This is a genomic window from Clostridium sp. YIM B02555 (genome assembly GCF_022320955.1).
In the GTDB taxonomy this organism is placed as follows: domain Bacteria; phylum Bacillota; class Clostridia; order Clostridiales; family Clostridiaceae; genus Clostridium; species Clostridium saccharoperbutylacetonicum.
In genome coordinates this window covers 30,999-46,793 of record NZ_JAKJJY010000021.1, presented here as the reverse complement: position 1 = coordinate 46,793, position 15,795 = coordinate 30,999, and the positions used below count along the sequence as shown (strand labels likewise).

At 29.2% G+C, this 15,795-nt stretch carries 15 protein-coding genes; 10 read left to right on the top strand and 5 right to left on the bottom strand.

Going from position 1 to position 15,795, the window contains the following annotated elements; translation table 11 throughout:
• Window positions 1-147: 147 nt before the first annotated feature.
• From L3B98_RS22465 to L3B98_RS22455, 3 genes are all read left to right on the top strand, one after another.
• A complete protein-coding gene (locus L3B98_RS22465) occupies window positions 148-1,341 on the top strand; it encodes a pyridoxal phosphate-dependent aminotransferase (RefSeq protein ID WP_238918319.1) in 1,194 nt (397 codons plus the stop codon).
• Between the two features lie 467 nt (window positions 1,342-1,808).
• Window positions 1,809-3,125 (top strand): folylpolyglutamate synthase/dihydrofolate synthase family protein, encoded by a 1,317-nt coding sequence (locus L3B98_RS22460; protein WP_238918318.1) that lies wholly within the window; start codon window positions 1,809-1,811, stop codon window positions 3,123-3,125.
• A 116-nt stretch (window positions 3,126-3,241) separates the two neighbouring features.
• On the top strand, window positions 3,242-5,209 hold the full coding sequence (locus tag L3B98_RS22455; RefSeq protein ID WP_238918317.1) for an HIRAN domain-containing protein: 1,968 nt from the start codon (window positions 3,242-3,244) through the stop codon (window positions 5,207-5,209).
• Window positions 5,210-5,512: 303 nt separating this feature from the next.
• Here L3B98_RS22455 and L3B98_RS22450 read toward each other — a convergent pair whose 3' ends face one another.
• A complete protein-coding gene (locus L3B98_RS22450; protein ID WP_015393596.1) occupies window positions 5,513-5,767 on the bottom strand; it encodes a TIGR03905 family TSCPD domain-containing protein in 255 nt (84 codons plus the stop codon).
• A 294-nt stretch (window positions 5,768-6,061) separates the two neighbouring features.
• Here L3B98_RS22450 and L3B98_RS22445 point away from each other — a divergent pair, with 294 nt between their 5' ends.
• Entirely contained in the window at window positions 6,062-6,943 is an 882-nt protein-coding gene (locus L3B98_RS22445) for a YncE family protein (protein WP_015393595.1), read from the top strand.
• A 244-nt stretch (window positions 6,944-7,187) separates the two neighbouring features.
• On the opposite strand, the gene L3B98_RS22440 is transcribed toward L3B98_RS22445, so the two are convergent.
• Window positions 7,188-7,712, bottom strand: coding sequence for a DUF4364 family protein (locus L3B98_RS22440; RefSeq protein ID WP_015393594.1), 525 nt, complete (start codon window positions 7,710-7,712; stop codon window positions 7,188-7,190).
• Between the two features lie 240 nt (window positions 7,713-7,952).
• On the opposite strand from L3B98_RS22440, the gene L3B98_RS22435 reads away from it, so the two are divergent.
• Both L3B98_RS22435 and L3B98_RS22430 read left to right on the top strand, forming a co-directional pair.
• Window positions 7,953-8,714, top strand: coding sequence for a polysaccharide deacetylase family protein (locus tag L3B98_RS22435; RefSeq protein ID WP_015393593.1), 762 nt, complete (start codon window positions 7,953-7,955; stop codon window positions 8,712-8,714).
• Between the two features lie 107 nt (window positions 8,715-8,821).
• Window positions 8,822-9,475 carry a single-stranded DNA-binding protein gene (locus L3B98_RS22430; protein ID WP_015393592.1) on the top strand — a complete coding sequence of 218 codons (654 nt, stop codon included), beginning with the start codon at window positions 8,822-8,824 and terminating at the stop codon, window positions 9,473-9,475.
• Between the two features lie 52 nt (window positions 9,476-9,527).
• On the opposite strand, the gene dapD is transcribed toward L3B98_RS22430, so the two are convergent.
• Window positions 9,528-10,238, bottom strand: coding sequence for a 2,3,4,5-tetrahydropyridine-2,6-dicarboxylate N-acetyltransferase (gene dapD, locus L3B98_RS22425; RefSeq protein ID WP_015393591.1), 711 nt, complete (start codon window positions 10,236-10,238; stop codon window positions 9,528-9,530).
• A gap of 211 nt (window positions 10,239-10,449) precedes the next feature.
• On the opposite strand from dapD, the gene L3B98_RS22420 reads away from it, so the two are divergent.
• From L3B98_RS22420 to L3B98_RS22410, 3 genes are read left to right on the top strand one after another with little or no spacing between them, the layout of a single operon-like run.
• Window positions 10,450-11,592 (top strand): aminotransferase class I/II-fold pyridoxal phosphate-dependent enzyme, encoded by a 1,143-nt coding sequence (locus L3B98_RS22420; protein WP_077363965.1) that lies wholly within the window; start codon window positions 10,450-10,452, stop codon window positions 11,590-11,592.
• A gap of 16 nt (window positions 11,593-11,608) precedes the next feature.
• The gene (locus tag L3B98_RS22415) at window positions 11,609-12,880 is read left to right on the top strand and encodes an aminotransferase class I/II-fold pyridoxal phosphate-dependent enzyme (protein WP_077363963.1); all 1,272 of its coding nucleotides are present in this window, start codon (window positions 11,609-11,611) and stop codon (window positions 12,878-12,880) included.
• A gap of 32 nt (window positions 12,881-12,912) precedes the next feature.
• Window positions 12,913-13,230 carry a pyrimidine/purine nucleoside phosphorylase gene (locus L3B98_RS22410; protein WP_077363961.1) on the top strand — a complete coding sequence of 106 codons (318 nt, stop codon included), beginning with the start codon at window positions 12,913-12,915 and terminating at the stop codon, window positions 13,228-13,230.
• 92 nt (window positions 13,231-13,322) lie between these two features.
• On the opposite strand, the gene L3B98_RS22405 is transcribed toward L3B98_RS22410, so the two are convergent.
• Window positions 13,323-13,673 carry a thioredoxin domain-containing protein gene (locus tag L3B98_RS22405; protein ID WP_077363959.1) on the bottom strand — a complete coding sequence of 117 codons (351 nt, stop codon included), beginning with the start codon at window positions 13,671-13,673 and terminating at the stop codon, window positions 13,323-13,325.
• Window positions 13,674-13,928: 255 nt separating this feature from the next.
• Between L3B98_RS22405 and L3B98_RS22400 the strand changes: the two genes are divergently transcribed.
• Complete coding sequence (locus tag L3B98_RS22400; RefSeq protein ID WP_077363957.1) at window positions 13,929-14,708, top strand: AraC family transcriptional regulator; 780 nt, start codon at window positions 13,929-13,931, stop codon at window positions 14,706-14,708.
• Between the two features lie 229 nt (window positions 14,709-14,937).
• On the opposite strand, the gene L3B98_RS22395 is transcribed toward L3B98_RS22400, so the two are convergent.
• Window positions 14,938-15,795 (bottom strand): 2-oxoacid:ferredoxin oxidoreductase subunit beta, encoded by an 858-nt coding sequence (locus L3B98_RS22395; RefSeq protein ID WP_077363955.1) that lies wholly within the window; start codon window positions 15,793-15,795, stop codon window positions 14,938-14,940.

Genomic DNA, 15,795 nt, shown 5'->3' with positions numbered 1-15,795 from the left:
GAATTTCGATTTGTAAGTATAAACTACAGACTGCTATTTGCAAGTTGCGCCTGTAAACTGATAACTACTAACTGCAACTGTAAATTGTAACCTGTAAACTGCATAACTCAACTGTTAACTGTAAACTGAACAAATTGGGGGTAAATTATGTTATCAAAAGATATGATAGAAATAGGAAGCAAAAGATCGACAATTAGAGAAATATTTGAATTTGGGAAAAGAAGAGCTGAAATTGTTGGGAGAGATAAAATTTATGATTTTAGCATTGGAAATCCTAATGTACCAGCACCAGAATCCGTTAAGGAAGCTATTCTTGACATACTAGAAAATGAAGATTCAACTGTTGTTCATGGATATACTAGTGCTCAAGGTGATGATAAGGTAAGAGAGAGTATTGCTGATTCAATTAATAAGAGATTTGGCACTAATTTTACAAAGAATAATTTATACATGACAATAGGGGCAGCAGCTTCTATAAGTATATGTTTTAAAGCTTTATCCTGCAAAGATGATGAATTCATTACCTTTGCACCGTTTTTTCCAGAATACAGATGCTTTGTTGAAGCAACTGGGGCTAAGCTTATCGTTGTAAAGGCTAATATTGAAAATTTTCAAATTAATTTTGAAGAATTTGAAAAGAGTATAAACAAAAATACAAAGGCAGTAATTATAAATTCGCCAAATAATCCATCTGGAGTTGTGTATTCTGAAGAGACAATTTTAAAATTAACTAAACTTTTAAAAGAAAAATCTAAGGAATATGGCCATACAATTTACTTAATTTCAGATGAACCATATAGAGAAATAGTGTATAAAGGTGTTGAAGTCCCATATATTACTAAATACTATGACAATACTTTTGTTTGCTATTCTTATAGTAAATCACTATCATTACCTGGTGAGAGAATAGGCTACGTATTAGTGCCTAATGAAATTGAGAATTTTCAAGATACTTATGCAGCTATTTGTGGAGCAGGAAGAGTTCTTGGATATGTTAATGCACCAAGTTTATTTCAAAGGGTAGTAGCAAAATGTGCTGACCAAACTTCTGATGTTTCAATATATGAAAGAAATAAAGAATTATTATATAATGGTTTAATTGAAATGGGATATAAATGTGTAGAACCAGGTGGTGCATTTTATTTGTTCCCTCAATCGTTAGAAGCTGATGCTAAAGCTTTTTGTGAGAGAGCAAAAAAATATGATTTGCTATTAGTACCTGGTGATGATTTCGGCTGTCCAGGTCATGTTAGAATTTCTTATTGTGTGCAAACTGAACAAATAGTAAATGCATTACCAATATTTAAAAAGTTAGCTGAAGAATATAATATTACAAAGTAGAGATAAAAATATAAAAAGAGGTACCGTATAGCAGCTATTAAGTAGTTATAAGGTACCTCTTTTTAAGTGTATCCAAGTGTTAGTGGGCATTATCCATCATTTGATTAAGATTGTTCTAAATGATAAAATTTGTGCAGTCAAATATAAAAGCTCCAGGGAGAAAGTTTGTGTTTCCAAATGTAAAAGCTCCAGAGGAGAAAGCTCATGTTTCCAAATATAAAAGCTCCAGAGGAGAAAGTTCGTGTAACCAAATATAAAATTTGGACATTTACTTTTTGGACATTCACTTTTTGGATTTTCATTTTTGTGACAGTCATTTTTTATAGGTTCGCTTATATTTTAGAAATTCTTCATACTTAATATTTAATTCGTAATTGTAATATAAATAGATATATGTATTAGGAATTTGTTTGTATTTGAAGTATAATGTAAGAAAGGAAATACACAAAGCAAAGAGGTAAGCAGAAATGAATATGACTTATGAAGAAGCAATGAATTATATAACAAGTGTAGGGAGATTTGGTTCTAATTATGGACTTGAGAGAACTTTTAGAATTTTAGAGTTACTTGGAAGTCCACATAAAAAACTAAAATTAATACATATAGCAGGAACAAACGGAAAAGGCTCGACTACAGCTATGGTCACTAAAATTCTTAGAGGAGCAGGTTATAAGGTTGGAATGTATACATCTCCTTATTTAGAAGAGTTTGAAGAAAGAATACAAATAAATGGTGAAAACATAAATAAAGATAGATTAGTTGATTTATTAGAAAAAGTTAAAGTTGTAATTGAAAGGGTAGTTGAAGAAGGTTATGAGCATCCAACCGAATTTGAAATAATAACAGCTTTAATGTTTTTACATTTTTATAATGAAAAAGTTGATTATGCAGTTATTGAAGTTGGGCTAGGAGGAAGGTTAGATTCTACAAATGTAATTGTACCTAAGGTTTCTGTAATTACTTCTATTAGCCTAGATCATGTTAATATTTTAGGAGATAGTTTACAAGCAATAGCAAAAGAAAAGGCTGGGATAATAAAAGAAAATGTACCTTTAATATTATATCCACAAGAAAAGGAAGTTGAAGAAGTGATTCTTAAGGTAGCTGAAGAAAAGAAATCTAGAGTTTATTTAGTTAAAAAAGAGGATAGTAGATTACTTAATATTAATAATGATGAATTATATCAAGAAGTTCAGGTAAAAAGTAATAAGAATACATATTCAGTAAAACTACCTTTATTAGGGGAACATCAAATAATAAATTTATCTGTAGCATTAAATGTTATAGAGGCATTATATGAAATAGAAAATATTATAATTAATAGAGAACTAATAGAGAAAAGTTTAGAAGATGTTAAATGGATTGGAAGACTTGAAGTGTTAGGCAAAAAACCTGCAATAGTTATTGATGGAGCACATAATATTGATGGAATAAAAGCACTTAGACGAAATGTTGAAAAATATTTTAAGTATAATAAGTTATATTTATTGCTTGGTATTTTAGCAGATAAACAAGTCAAAGAAATGGTAAAAGAAATAACTCCAATAGCAGAAAAGGTTTATGCATTGACACCTCATAGTGAAAGAGCAGAGCTTAGTGAAGATTTAAAAAAAGAGATATTAGAGTTTAATCCTAATGTTGTTTCATTAGAAAGTTACGAAGAAGCATTTTTTTCAGCAGTAAATGAAGCTGAAAAAGATGATTTAATATTAATCAGTGGATCGTTATACATGGTAGGAGATATGAGAAAAATTATTACTTCGAAAAATAAATGTAGCATATAAATTCTAATTAATATTGCATGCAGTAATTGATAAGTGAATGTTGAGAATTTACAATTGATAATTGAAATATTTAAAAATAAGTATTGATCTTGAAGAAAAGGGGCAAGGATGGGTTTATGGTTAAGAAAGACAAGAAAAATATAATAAAATCTATTTATTATGATTTAAAAGAATATCATTATAGTAATGCAAATGAGATTTATGGGTATCAAGATTTTGAGACAGCTGGAAAGAGAGAGTATAAAGTTATAACTAAGAAAACTCACCAGCTTGAAAATTATGAAAAAAATAGACTTGCAAATGAACTGATGAAAATATTTATTAAAGAAATCTATTCTTCAAATGAATTAAAAAATGTAAATAGCTTTATAACATCAAATCCAATAATAAGATATTATGATAATTTTATTAAATTGTTTAAGGAATTTATAAGTAATGATAATAATGCGTTGGAAAATTTTAGAAATGGTATAATTAAATTAATCAAAGAAAGTGCTTATAGTGAAGAAGTAAAATTAGGATTGTCATTAGCTCCATTTTGCAATATTGAAGATATAGATGAGATATTGGAAATATTCTCTATTCACAATGAATATTTGTTTTATACAATAATGGCATATGAGCATATTGGAAAATGCAACAATATTATATTTGAATTAGCAAAGAAATCAAACGGATATGGTAAAGTATTTTGTGTAATGAATCTTAAGCCAATAACTAATGAAATAAAGAAATGGATGATAGAAGAAGGTGCAGATAATAATGTAGGAGGTACAGAATTATTATCGTATACTATGCTTTCTTTAGATTTATTAGACTATCTTGAAAATATAGAATTCACAAAAAGAGAAATTGAACTTTTGTCAAAATCGTTTAGTTTACTATTTTCAGACTATGGCATTGAAGAAATTAACGATGGAATAATAGTTTGTCGTAAGTTATTAGAAATCATAGATAAAAATAGTAGCGGAATATATTCTTTATATGCGGTAATATCAATACTTTATTCAATAGAAGCTGTTATTATAGAGGATTATAAAAACAAAAGGAATTTTCTTTCAAATAGATTTACTGATGCTTATAAAGAATTAATTGAAACTTGCAAGGAAATTTGTAAGAAAGAAATATGGCATGAAATAATAGCTAAAGAAGTGTCTAATGTTGAAGTAGAAAGCAGTGTTTTGATAAGCTGTGCAGAAAAGACACAATATAAATTAAAGAAAAAAGAATTTGAAGCAATTTTTAAGAGAGATTATACAAATGCATTATTATATAAATATGCGTTTGCAGTAGGTAATAAATCTATAAAAAAGGTTATCCTTGATTTGGGATTGCAAAAGTTGCCTCTTGATCAAATATTAAAAGGGCAAGATGAATTGAAAATGGATAATTTAGTTTATGATGATATTGCACAAATTTGTTTCTTTATATTAATTAAATATCTTGAATATGAGGATTACAAAGATAAATATAAGGAATTAAATCTTCAAGCCTTGAGAGCAGCTTTAATTGAAACAAGGCTTCAGGCGGCAACTAATCTTCAAAGATTCAAGGATCAATTTGATAAGATCGACAATGAACTTATAAATGATGCTATCAGCAGTGAAATGGTTGTTGAGGTTAGAAGGTTATTAAATTCCTTAAGAATAAAAACAAATGATAAGGAAAAGAAGTATATTGAGGTTACTGAGGATATGCATATTGATATTCATGTGAAAGATATTTATTTGATTACTGTAAATGTATCAGGTACAAGATATATAGATATGAGTGAGGTAAGTAGTAAATTATTTGAAGAGGATTTAGTTTATTTAAAACGAGAATATGATAATCCTTATGATTCTTATGCAATTCGGGTAATAACAAAAGAAGGTTATATTATTGGATATATTCCTAGGGAAAATAATTATATTTTGAAAAACCTAATGGATAAAGGAAAATATTTATATGGTAAAATAAATGAAATCAGCGAGGATTATAATAATATAAGTATTAAAATCTACTTGAGCTATAAGGATGTAATAGAAGAAATAACAAGCACTTTATCATTATTATCAGGAGAAAGAGAACATTTCGTTCAATAAAAAAATAGTAGGCGACTTTGGAGCCGGAGATTTTTAATATTAAGTTCCGTATTGTGCTTCGCACTCTTTTTATAGGTGCGCATCTGCCTTTTCGAACGTATGTGAGAAAAATGTGCACCTTAGAAAAGGCAGCTATGCTGAATATGAGAACATTTTATGCAGGCGAATATGATTTGTTTTTTATTCTTTTCTTATATACAACTCAGTTAAATAGCCGTTTTAATATATTATCTACAGATTCTACTGCATTATAAATTCCTAAAGAATAAAAAAATATACCCGAAATCGGGTATATTTTTTTTATTATAGATTATTTTCTTCTTTCCAAGCTAATAAGGCTTTAGACAGTTGATCAGGACATGAAGTACCTTTGCTTCTACAATCTATTCCTTTTAATCTTTCAATAACATCGTCTACTGGTAATCCCTTAACTAGTTGTCCAATTCCAAAAAGGTTTCCTGGACATCCGCCAACAAATTCCACACTTTCTACAATATTATTATTGATTTCCACATTGATTGCACTTGAGCAAACACCTGATGTTTTATATGAAAACATTATAACAACACTCCTTAAAAATAATATAAATTATAACTCGTCCATATATTAAATATATATGTTGCAAAAAGAATCATTCAAGACATAAAGATTTCTAAAGATAATTAACATTGAGTATTGAACATTGATAATTGCAATATATAAGCACTAATAGCATTATATGAGTCGAGTTCACTTTATTATACTAGAAATCTGTCAATAAATAAAGGTTATGAATTAATAAATAGTGCCAATAATGTATTTTCAGAATATATTATATATATGAAAATGATTATCTTTAGGGAGGAAAATGGATTGAGTTATATTATATTATGCAATACTGCTTCAGATAGTTTAAATAAGATAAATACTGAAGATTTAAATAGTGAAAGTATAATTTTATCTGATGGTGAAGGTCCATTTGGTCCTCATGGATTATCATTATACAAAGATAAAATTTTAGTTGCTAATAATTATAATAATAGTATTTCTATAATAAATTATAATAACTTTAAAGAAGAGACTAATTTATATGTAGGCGCACACCCAAATGACATTGTTGCAATAAATGATATAGCGTATGTTTTATGCGGCGAGTCAAATTCGGTTATTATTTATGATTTTATCGGTGAAAGAATAAATTTTGAAATCCCAACAGGTAGGTTTCCTCATAATGCTACATTATTTGAAGATAATAAATTAATATTTATCAGTAATATGGGAGACGATAGCATATCTGTAATAGATTATTTAAATAATAGAGAGATAAAAAGAATAAAAGTAGAAAATATACCTATGAAAACAATTATATCTAAAAATAAAAAATATTTATATATATGTCTAAGTTGTCTTGGCTATGATAAAAATGGCACAGTTGGAATTATCGATTTAAGCACTCTTGAATTAATTAATAAAATTGAAGTTGGAAATTCTCCAGTGGACTTATTTGAGGAAGAAAGCTTCCTATATATTTCAAATTTATGTGATGGAACTATCAGTGTAATAGACTTAAAGGAATTTAAAGAAAAAAATAAAATTAGAATTGGTGGAATGCCAAGAGGCATTGTAAAGGTTGAAGATAGAATTTTTGTTGGAGATTATTTGAATGGAATATTAAAAGTAATAAATCTTACAGAGAATAATGTAAAAGTCATACGTATAGGGGACGAACCTAATAGTATGACTTTGTGCACATGAAAATAAATAACAAGTCAAAAATTGCTAATATAAGTTGTGGATTGCAGGATGATTCCTGATTAAAAAATAGTCTAGATTGCGAAATAGCTCCGGATTGCAAAAAAGTTCTAGATTACAAAATAGTTTCGAATTGCAGAATTGTTCCGCATTGCAGCATAGTTGCCCTTTTCTAAGGTGCATAGCTGCTTTTTTTTATGATCTTAATTGCAGCATAGCTGCTTTTTTTATAGGTGTATATTTTTAACTAATTAATCAATAAATTAATGATATTTGTATAAATGTCAGAAGGATTTTCCTTCCACTTATTGCAAATTAAAGTAGCCTGATTTTTAGATGGAACAGATAACTTTAATTCCATTAATAGTGCTTGATCTTCAATGGCTTTAAGATCAACTATAAAGCTATCATTACTTCCTAAAGTATAATCAGCATGTATTGTTAATTCTTTCTTTATAGCTTCGATTTTATCTTTAATATACGCATCAATGATGGATATTTTTGAAGGGGATAATCTATCTTTAAATAAGGATAGAACATTATCTCCTTTTTCGGTTAATATAATAAGTTTTTTATCATTAACATCATTATATTCTACAAATCTAGATTCTTCAAGCTCAGACAAATATTGCTGGAATGTAAAATAATTAATAAAGTTATTTTCAAGAATTATTTCAGTAAGCTGAGTATTTGAAATGGGCTCTTTAATTGATTTTAATACATATAACATTAATAATTTATTTTCTGCTAATTCTGATGAACTTTCGTACATAAATACCTCCATAATTAATGAAAATCTCTTTTTATTATAAGTCACATTGAAAAAAATAACAAGTGAAGTATACGGTTTCTAATATATTATCGCTAATTAATATTTAATAAAAATAATTATATAGGGAAGGTATACTTTAAAAGGTATTTTCTTATGCATTAAATTCAAAATACTTTTAAGGAATAAAAAAATATGTAATGAATATAGTTAAAATGTAAAGCACGAAAAGGGAGAAAAAAAGTGGTATGGAAGAAAAAAAGAATAGGGCTAAGTGTTATTTTGATTGTTCTATTAATGCTTATGTCTATAGGGACTAGCAAAACTATTCACGCAGTATCAAATATAAATGAGGAAGAACCAATATACTGTGTCGATACAAATGAAAAGGTAGTAAGTTTAACCTTTGATATTAATTGGGCGGAAAAAGATAACTTGCAAGTAATATTAGACATATTGAAAAAATATAATATAAAAGGAACATTCTTCATAATGGGAGGGTGGGTTAATTATAGTCAAGAAAATGTTGATAAGCTAATGGCGATAAAAGAAGGGGGGCATGAGATAGGTAATCATAGTTATAAACATCCTCTATTTTCAAAAATAGGACCAGATAGGATGAAGGAAGAGATTGAAAAAACAAATGACATAATTGAAAAATACACAGGTGAAAGACCAAAGTTATTTAGATTTCCAAGTGGAGATTATAATAAAGCAGCCTTTTCTAAAATTAGAGAATTAGGATACAAAGCAATTCAATGGGATGCAGATTCAGTTGATTGGAGAGAAGTTTCGGCTGAAACTGAATACAATAGGGTTATGAAAAAGGTAAAACCTGGATCAATTGTTTTATTTCATAATAATGCCAAGTATACTCCAGGAAATTTAGATAGGATTATTAAGGAGTTAAAAAGCAAGGGATATGAATTTAAAGCGGTTGGAGAAATGATATACCATGAAAACTATATTGTGGATGGTGATGGAATTCAGCATAAAAAAATTTAATAAATATTGAAAGATAACTAGTTTTTGTATTATAATGGTAATATATGCAAGTGGGAGCATATATTAGACACAAAATAAATTAATTTCCGATGGAGAGAGGGATTACAATGGATAATTTAATGCTAAATAACAAGATTTACCTTGAAGGTAAAGTGACATCTGAATTAGAGTTTAGTCATGAAATGTATGGGGAAGGGTTTTACACTTTTGATTTAGATGTAATGAGATTAAGTGATTCAGTAGATACTTTAAATATTACTGTTTCAGAAAGATTGCTTAATGACATTAAGCTAGAAGTAGGTGTAGACATAATTTTGGAAGGACAGTTAAGATCTTATAATAAATTTATAGATGGATCTAATAAGCTTATACTTACTGTTTTTGCAAGAAATATCGAACCATGTCTTGAAAGAAGTAAAAATCCTAATGAAATATTCCTAGATGGGTATATTTGCAAAGAACCAATCTACAGAACAACACCTTTTGGACGTGAAATTGCTGATGTTTTACTTGCAGTAAATAGAGCATATAACAAGTCAGATTATATTCCAACTATTGCTTGGGGTAGAAATTCAAGATTTTGTCAAACATTAAGTGTTGGAGATAATATTAAAGTATGGGGAAGACTTCAAAGTAGAGAATACCAAAAAAAGGTATCAGATAATGAAGTAGTAAAAAAAGTTGCTTATGAAGTTTCGATTTCTAAAATGGAAAGAGCTCATAAGGAAGAAGTTACTGGAGAACAACAAGGCGCAGTATAGCAAAAAAAGTGGCATAGGCCACTTTTTTTATTATACAAACATATGTAAATTCCTATTTTCTTAAATCTTCAAGAATTTGTGTTTTGTCCTTTGTTTTATCATCTACAGTCTTTACGATTTTTGCAGGTGATCCAGCAACAACAACGCCAGCAGGTACATCTTCAGTAACTACTGAACCAGCAGCAACAACGCTACCAGCACCTATCTTAACTCCTTCAAGAATTACAGAATTAGCACCAATTAAAGCATTGTCTCCAATTTGGCAAGGTTCCTTACTAGGTGGTTCTAATACACCAGCAACAACTGCACCAGCTCCTAAGTGAACATTTTTACCTAATTGTCCACGAGCTCCAACTACTGCATTCATATCAACCATTGTTCCATCGCCGATTTCAGCTCCAATATTAATTACAGCACCCATCATAATTACAGCATTTTTACCAATAGTAACTTTATCTCTTATAATAGCACCTGGCTCAATTCTAGCATCTACTTCTAGTAAATCAAGCATTGGGATAGCTGAATTTCTTCTATCATTTTCTATTCTAAAATGCTTTATAAGATGTTTATTATCTAACACTATTTTAGTTATAGAATCAGATTCTCCCATTAGTATATAAAATCCGTTAGAACCATACCATTCTACATCATTCATTTCTGCATTGCTTAAATCTCCATTAATATAAACTTTTACTGGAGTTGATTTTTTTGATTCCTTAATAAATCTAGCAATTTCATAAGGATCTGTTAAATTGTATGACATTAAATCACCCTTTCTAGTATTTTTCAAAAATGGCATATGAAATAAAATAACAAGTATAGTAACCTGTTATACTTGCATAACCTAGCTTTATTATAATAAAGTTTTAGTATAATTAAAAGAGAAATAAGTATAAAAATACAAATTGTTTGAATCAGGGGAAGTAATGTTGTAAAATGAATTTATATTGCAAATAACAGGGGGCACAATTATTATGAATAAACAAGTTGAAAAAATACAGATCTCAGGTATACGAAGATTTGCAGAAAAAGTTAATAAAGTAGAGGGTGCAATTTCATTAACTATAGGTCAGCCGGATTTTTCTGTACCTGCAAATATATGTGAAGCAATGGCAAAAGCAATAATGGAGAATAAGACAACTTATACTTCAAATGCTGGGATAGAAGAACTCAGAACAGAAATAAGTAGACATTTAGGGAACTTTGAGATTAAATATGATAAAGACGAAATATGTATAACCGTTGGTGGAAGTGAAGGTTTATATTCAGTATTATTTGCACTCATGAATTCTGGAGAAAAGATTTTATTGCCAGGGCCTGCTTATCCAGCTTATGAAAATATCTCAATAATGATAGGGGCAGAGGTTGTCACTTATCCTTTAAAAGAGGATTTTACAATAGATATTAATGTAATTAAGGAAAAGTTAGATAAAGAAAATATAAAAGTATTAATGTTATCTTTTCCATCTAATCCTACAGGTGCAATTTTAACTAAAGAACAAAGAGATGCACTTATAGATATTATAAAGGAAAAGGATATTGTTGTAATAACAGATGAAATGTATTCTTCTATTATTTTTGATGAATACTACTCAGTAGCTCAGACTAGTGAAATAAAAGATAAGGTTATCTATGTAAGTGGATTTTCAAAGATCTTCTCGATGACGGGTCTAAGAATTGGTTATGTTGCTTGCGTAAATAAATATATGAAAGAAATAATGAAGGTTCATCAATATGGGGTATCTTGTGCTCCTTCTATTGCTCAATATGGGGCTTTGGAAGGGTTAAGAAATTCATCAGAGGATGTTGAACGGATGAGGAAATCCTTTGAAAGAAGAAAAGATTATTGTATGAAGAGGTTAAAAGAACTACAATTAGATGTGGCAGAACCTAAAGGAGCGTTTTATATATTTCCTTCAATTAAAAAATTCAATATGCCAGCAGAAGAATTTTGTGAAAAGTTATTAAATGAAGGAAAAGTTGCTTGTGTGCCTGGAACTGCTTTTGGAAGCCTTGGGGAAGGCTATATGAGAATATCTTATTGTTATTCTGAGGAAGTGCTAAAGGAAGCTTTTGATAGAATTGAAAGCTTTTTAAATAATAATTTTATTAATTAATAGGGGGCTATGACTAATGGTTAAATTTACAGAAATGAATGCAAAAGAATTAGAAGAAAAAAAAGAGATACTTTTAAAGAAGTACGAAGATTTTAAAAATATGAATCTTAAATACGATATGTCACGTGGAAAACCCTGCAAAGAACAATTGGATTTATCAATGAAGATGATGGAAATTACAGATTATATGAGTTCAGATGGAGTAGAATGCAGAAATTATGGTGGACTTGATGGACTTTTAGAAGCAAGAGAACTTTTTGGAGAGATTCTTGGGGCAAATGCAGATGAAGTTCTTGTAGGTGGGAATTCAGCGCTTAATATGATATATGATACAATAGAACGTGCAATGAATTTTGGAGTGTTACCTGGTGAGATTCCATGGGGAAAACTACCTAAGGTTAAGTTTTTGTGCCCTAGTCCAGGATATGATAGACACTTTGCTATATGTGAACTTTTTGGTATTGAAATGATTCCTATAGATATGAATTTAGATGGACCAGATATTGAAACAATTGAAAAACTTGTAGGTAGTGATGAAGCTATAAAAGGAATTATGTGCGTACCTAAGTACAGCAATCCAGATGGAATAACATATTCAGATCATATTGTAGATAGGCTTGCTCAAATGGAAACTAAGGCTAAAGATTTTAGAATAATTTGGGATAATGCATATGTAGTACATGATCTTTTTGGAGAGGGAGATAAACTTAAAAATATATTTGAAGCTTGTAAAGAAGCTGGACATGAAGATAGAGTATTTATGTATATATCAACTTCAAAGATAACTTTTCCAGGTGCAGGTGTAGCAGCTATGGCTACTAGCAAGGAAAATTTAAAGGAAATTAAAAAGAAACTATCAATTCAAATGATAGGACCTGATAAGATGAATCAGCTTCGCCATGTAAGGTTTTTAAAGGATATGGAAGCTATTGAAGCACATATGAAAAAGCATGCTGAAATTATGAAACCAAAATTTTCAACTGTTTTAAGTACACTTAGTGCTGAACTTGATGGAAAAGAAATTGCTTGGTGGAATAAGCCTAATGGAGGATACTTTATTAGTCTTAATACTCTCGATGGTTGTGCTAAAGAAGTAATTAAAATGACAGCTGACGCTGGAGTAATTATGACACCTGCTGGAGCTACTTATCCATATGGTAATGATCCAAGAGATAGAAATATTCGTATTGCTCCATCATTTCCTTCAGTTGAAGAACTTAAAAATGCAATGGAAGTTTTCTGCACTTGTATACAAATAGTAAGTATTAATAAACTATTGCTTAAGTAATTTTTAACTAATCTAACTTTGGGGGTAAAAAAATGAGTGAATTTAAAAATGTAACAGCAGTGAAAAAAGCAAATATATATTTTGATGGCAAGGTTACAAGTAGAACAGTAATCCTTGAAGATGGGGAAAGAAAAACCCTTGGAATAATGTTGCCAGGGGACTATGAATTTGCTACAGGTGATAAGGAAGTAATGGAAATCTTGGGTGGCTCAATGGATGTTAAGTTACCAGGGAGCGATAAGTTTGTAACCTATAAAGAAGGAGAAAGCTTTGAAGTTCCAGCTAATTCTAAGTTTAACTTAGAAGTTAAGGAAGTAGCAGATTATTGCTGCTCATATATTAAAGAATAAATTTAAAACGACACTTAATTATAAGTGTCGTTTTTTTTAAGTGTTACTAAGCAAGGCTTTCTATTCATTTTAAATAATATATATGATATCATCTATTTTAACAAATCTAATATTTCGTCCTCTGGAAGTGAAGAATCACAACGAACCTCTATTTCATTATTTTTGCTAACAATAAATCCTGGTACAGTCACAATATTATATTTTTCTCTAAACGAGTTAATTGAATCATCTGAAGAATCAACACTATCCACGTAATAAATAGTTGTGTTAATTTTACTAGTCAAAGCACTTAATTTTTTGGCAAATTTACGGCAGTATGGGCATGTTGATCGACCAATATATGTAACGGCTATGCCTTCATTAGATAATAATTCGTCTGCTTGTGTAGAAGTCACTTTTTTAAATAACTTTACATCTTCTTCATAGCTATCATTTTCAAACATTTATATCCCTCCTAGCTTTTTACAATATTATATCAAAGCTAAACTATTTAATCAATTTAGTTAGTTTTTCTTGTAGCTATTCTGAGGAATTATAGAAATTATTCTTAAAACGGAACTTAGTTATAAGTAATGTCGTTTTTTTACAATACAAGATCCAATAATTATTGGTAAAATTAAATTGATATACAAAAAAATAGCTACATGCTGAGTTAAATATTGAAGATATTTATAATTAGTAAATAAAGGGGGAATAGTATGAAGTTTGTAACCGAAGAAGTGAATAAAAGTTATATTGAAGTTAAGCATACTGATAAAGAAGGTATACTGCAATATGCTTATTGTTTGTTTGATTATGGAATTATGCCAGCACCAGCCTCTACGGCTGTTCATATTGCATTTATTATTGATGGAATAGGTCACTATAATGGTATGAAAATAAAAACAGGAGATGTACTTGCTTATGGAATAAATAAAGAGCCTATGATTAGCAGAGTTGAAAATGTTGCTGTATTTATAGTAAGTATAGAGTTTTGGCTATTTTATCAAATGACAGGAATTACTCCAGCAGCTTGCCAAGACATAATACTATTTAAAGAAGAAGATTCAATATATAAGCTTGGAAATAAACTGTTTACACATTCTCCAGAAAAGTGGATGTATATTGTTGAGGATTATATAAATGAGATTCAAGATAGTGGAAAATATAAATTTACAAATCAAATGACGCGAGTATTTAATGTAGCAAATTTATGTCATATACAAAATCAAAAAAGTTTTAAAGAAATTGCTTCAGATTTAAATATATCTTATAGACAACTTCAAAGAGATTTTAATACTATTCTCGGAATTACATTAAAAGAATATGAAAGTATTGCTAGGTTTCATAAAGCTGTTAATCATTTAGAAGAAAAAAATATAGTTCAAAGTGCAGTTGAAGCTGGATATTGGGATCAGTCTCATATGATACGTGAATTTAAAAGAATGTGTGGATATACTCCTACTTATATTAAAAAGAACCAAACTAACGGAGTATAAGAAGAAATATTTTATGGAATTCTAATATTTCTGGTAGAGGAAGATTAATAAATAAAAAGTTACAATTAGGACAATTGATGAGGAAATCCTTTTTTGGGACAATTTTTGATGGAAAGCTATCTGAGGTAAAAAAATTATAGAGTGAATTTTAAAGAGAATACATAGCTTTGATTTAAACTAAACTATGTATTCTCTTTAATTTTTAAGGAGTTATGTGCAGAATTAATTATTATTTAAAGGTTTCTATAAACTTTTTAGCGTACTCTGGTTTCCAATCTCGTTCTAAGAGAGTTTTATTATTTTTAAAGGCTGCAACTATATCGGTATATTCAGTTTTTTCCTCTTTATATATAATCCCAAGAGGTATACCATTTTCCCACTCCATAGCTTTTTCTAGAGATTGAAGCTTATTGCTGTAGTCATAATTATCATCAAGCTTATAGGTATTATCTTTATACCATTTAAAAGTATTTATATGGTTAAAGGTTACACAAGGTTGAAGAATATCTACTAAAGCATAACCTTTATGTGTAATTGCAGCTTTCATTATAGCTTTTAAGTGCTCTTTATCTCCAGAGAAACTTCTTGCAACAAAGGTTGCTCCAGCAGTTATTGCAAAGGCAAGAGGCTTGAAGGAATCTACAGTTGTTCCTTCAAATTGCAATGAAGTTATTTGTCCTTTGTTAGTAGTTGGTGATCCTTGACCTTTTGTAAGTCCATATATTTGATTGTCATGAACAAAGTGAGTAATATCAATATTTTTTCTAATATTATGAAGTAGATGGTTTCCACCTTCACCATAAGAATCACCATCACCTGAGTTTATAATTACCTTTAAATTCTTATTTGCAAGTTTAATGCCAACAGCAGGAGGAACTGCTCTTCCATGAAGGCCGTTAAAACCGTTCAAATTTATATAGTGAGGCATCTTTGCTGCTTGGCCTATTCCTGAAGATAGTACAACTTCGTGAGGCTTTATTTCTAGTTCTGCTAAAGTTTCTTTCAAAGCATCTAGTATTCCAAAATCTCCGCAGCCAGGACACCATGCAATTTCTTCTTTTGTATCAAATTTTTTAATTTCGATCAT

Coding starts and splice junctions, on each gene's coding strand:
- L3B98_RS22465 (WP_238918319.1), top strand. CDS start 148: ATGTTATCAAAAGATATGATAGAAATAGGAAGCAAAAGATCGACAATT.
- L3B98_RS22460 (WP_238918318.1), top strand. CDS start 1,809: ATGAATATGACTTATGAAGAAGCAATGAATTATATAACAAGTGTAGGG.
- L3B98_RS22455 (WP_238918317.1), top strand. CDS start 3,242: ATGGTTAAGAAAGACAAGAAAAATATAATAAAATCTATTTATTATGAT.
- L3B98_RS22450 (WP_015393596.1), bottom strand. CDS start 5,767: ATGTTTTCATATAAAACATCAGGTGTTTGCTCAAGTGCAATCAATGTG.
- L3B98_RS22440 (WP_015393594.1), bottom strand. CDS start 7,712: ATGTACGAAAGTTCATCAGAATTAGCAGAAAATAAATTATTAATGTTA.
- L3B98_RS22430 (WP_015393592.1), top strand. CDS start 8,822: ATGGATAATTTAATGCTAAATAACAAGATTTACCTTGAAGGTAAAGTG.
- dapD (WP_015393591.1), bottom strand. CDS start 10,238: ATGTCATACAATTTAACAGATCCTTATGAAATTGCTAGATTTATTAAG.
- L3B98_RS22420 (WP_077363965.1), top strand. CDS start 10,450: ATGAATAAACAAGTTGAAAAAATACAGATCTCAGGTATACGAAGATTT.
- L3B98_RS22415 (WP_077363963.1), top strand. CDS start 11,609: ATGGTTAAATTTACAGAAATGAATGCAAAAGAATTAGAAGAAAAAAAA.
- L3B98_RS22410 (WP_077363961.1), top strand. CDS start 12,913: ATGAGTGAATTTAAAAATGTAACAGCAGTGAAAAAAGCAAATATATAT.
- L3B98_RS22405 (WP_077363959.1), bottom strand. CDS start 13,673: ATGTTTGAAAATGATAGCTATGAAGAAGATGTAAAGTTATTTAAAAAA.
- L3B98_RS22400 (WP_077363957.1), top strand. CDS start 13,929: ATGAAGTTTGTAACCGAAGAAGTGAATAAAAGTTATATTGAAGTTAAG.
- L3B98_RS22395 (WP_077363955.1), bottom strand. CDS start 15,795: ATGATCGAAATTAAAAAATTTGATACAAAAGAAGAAATTGCATGGTGT.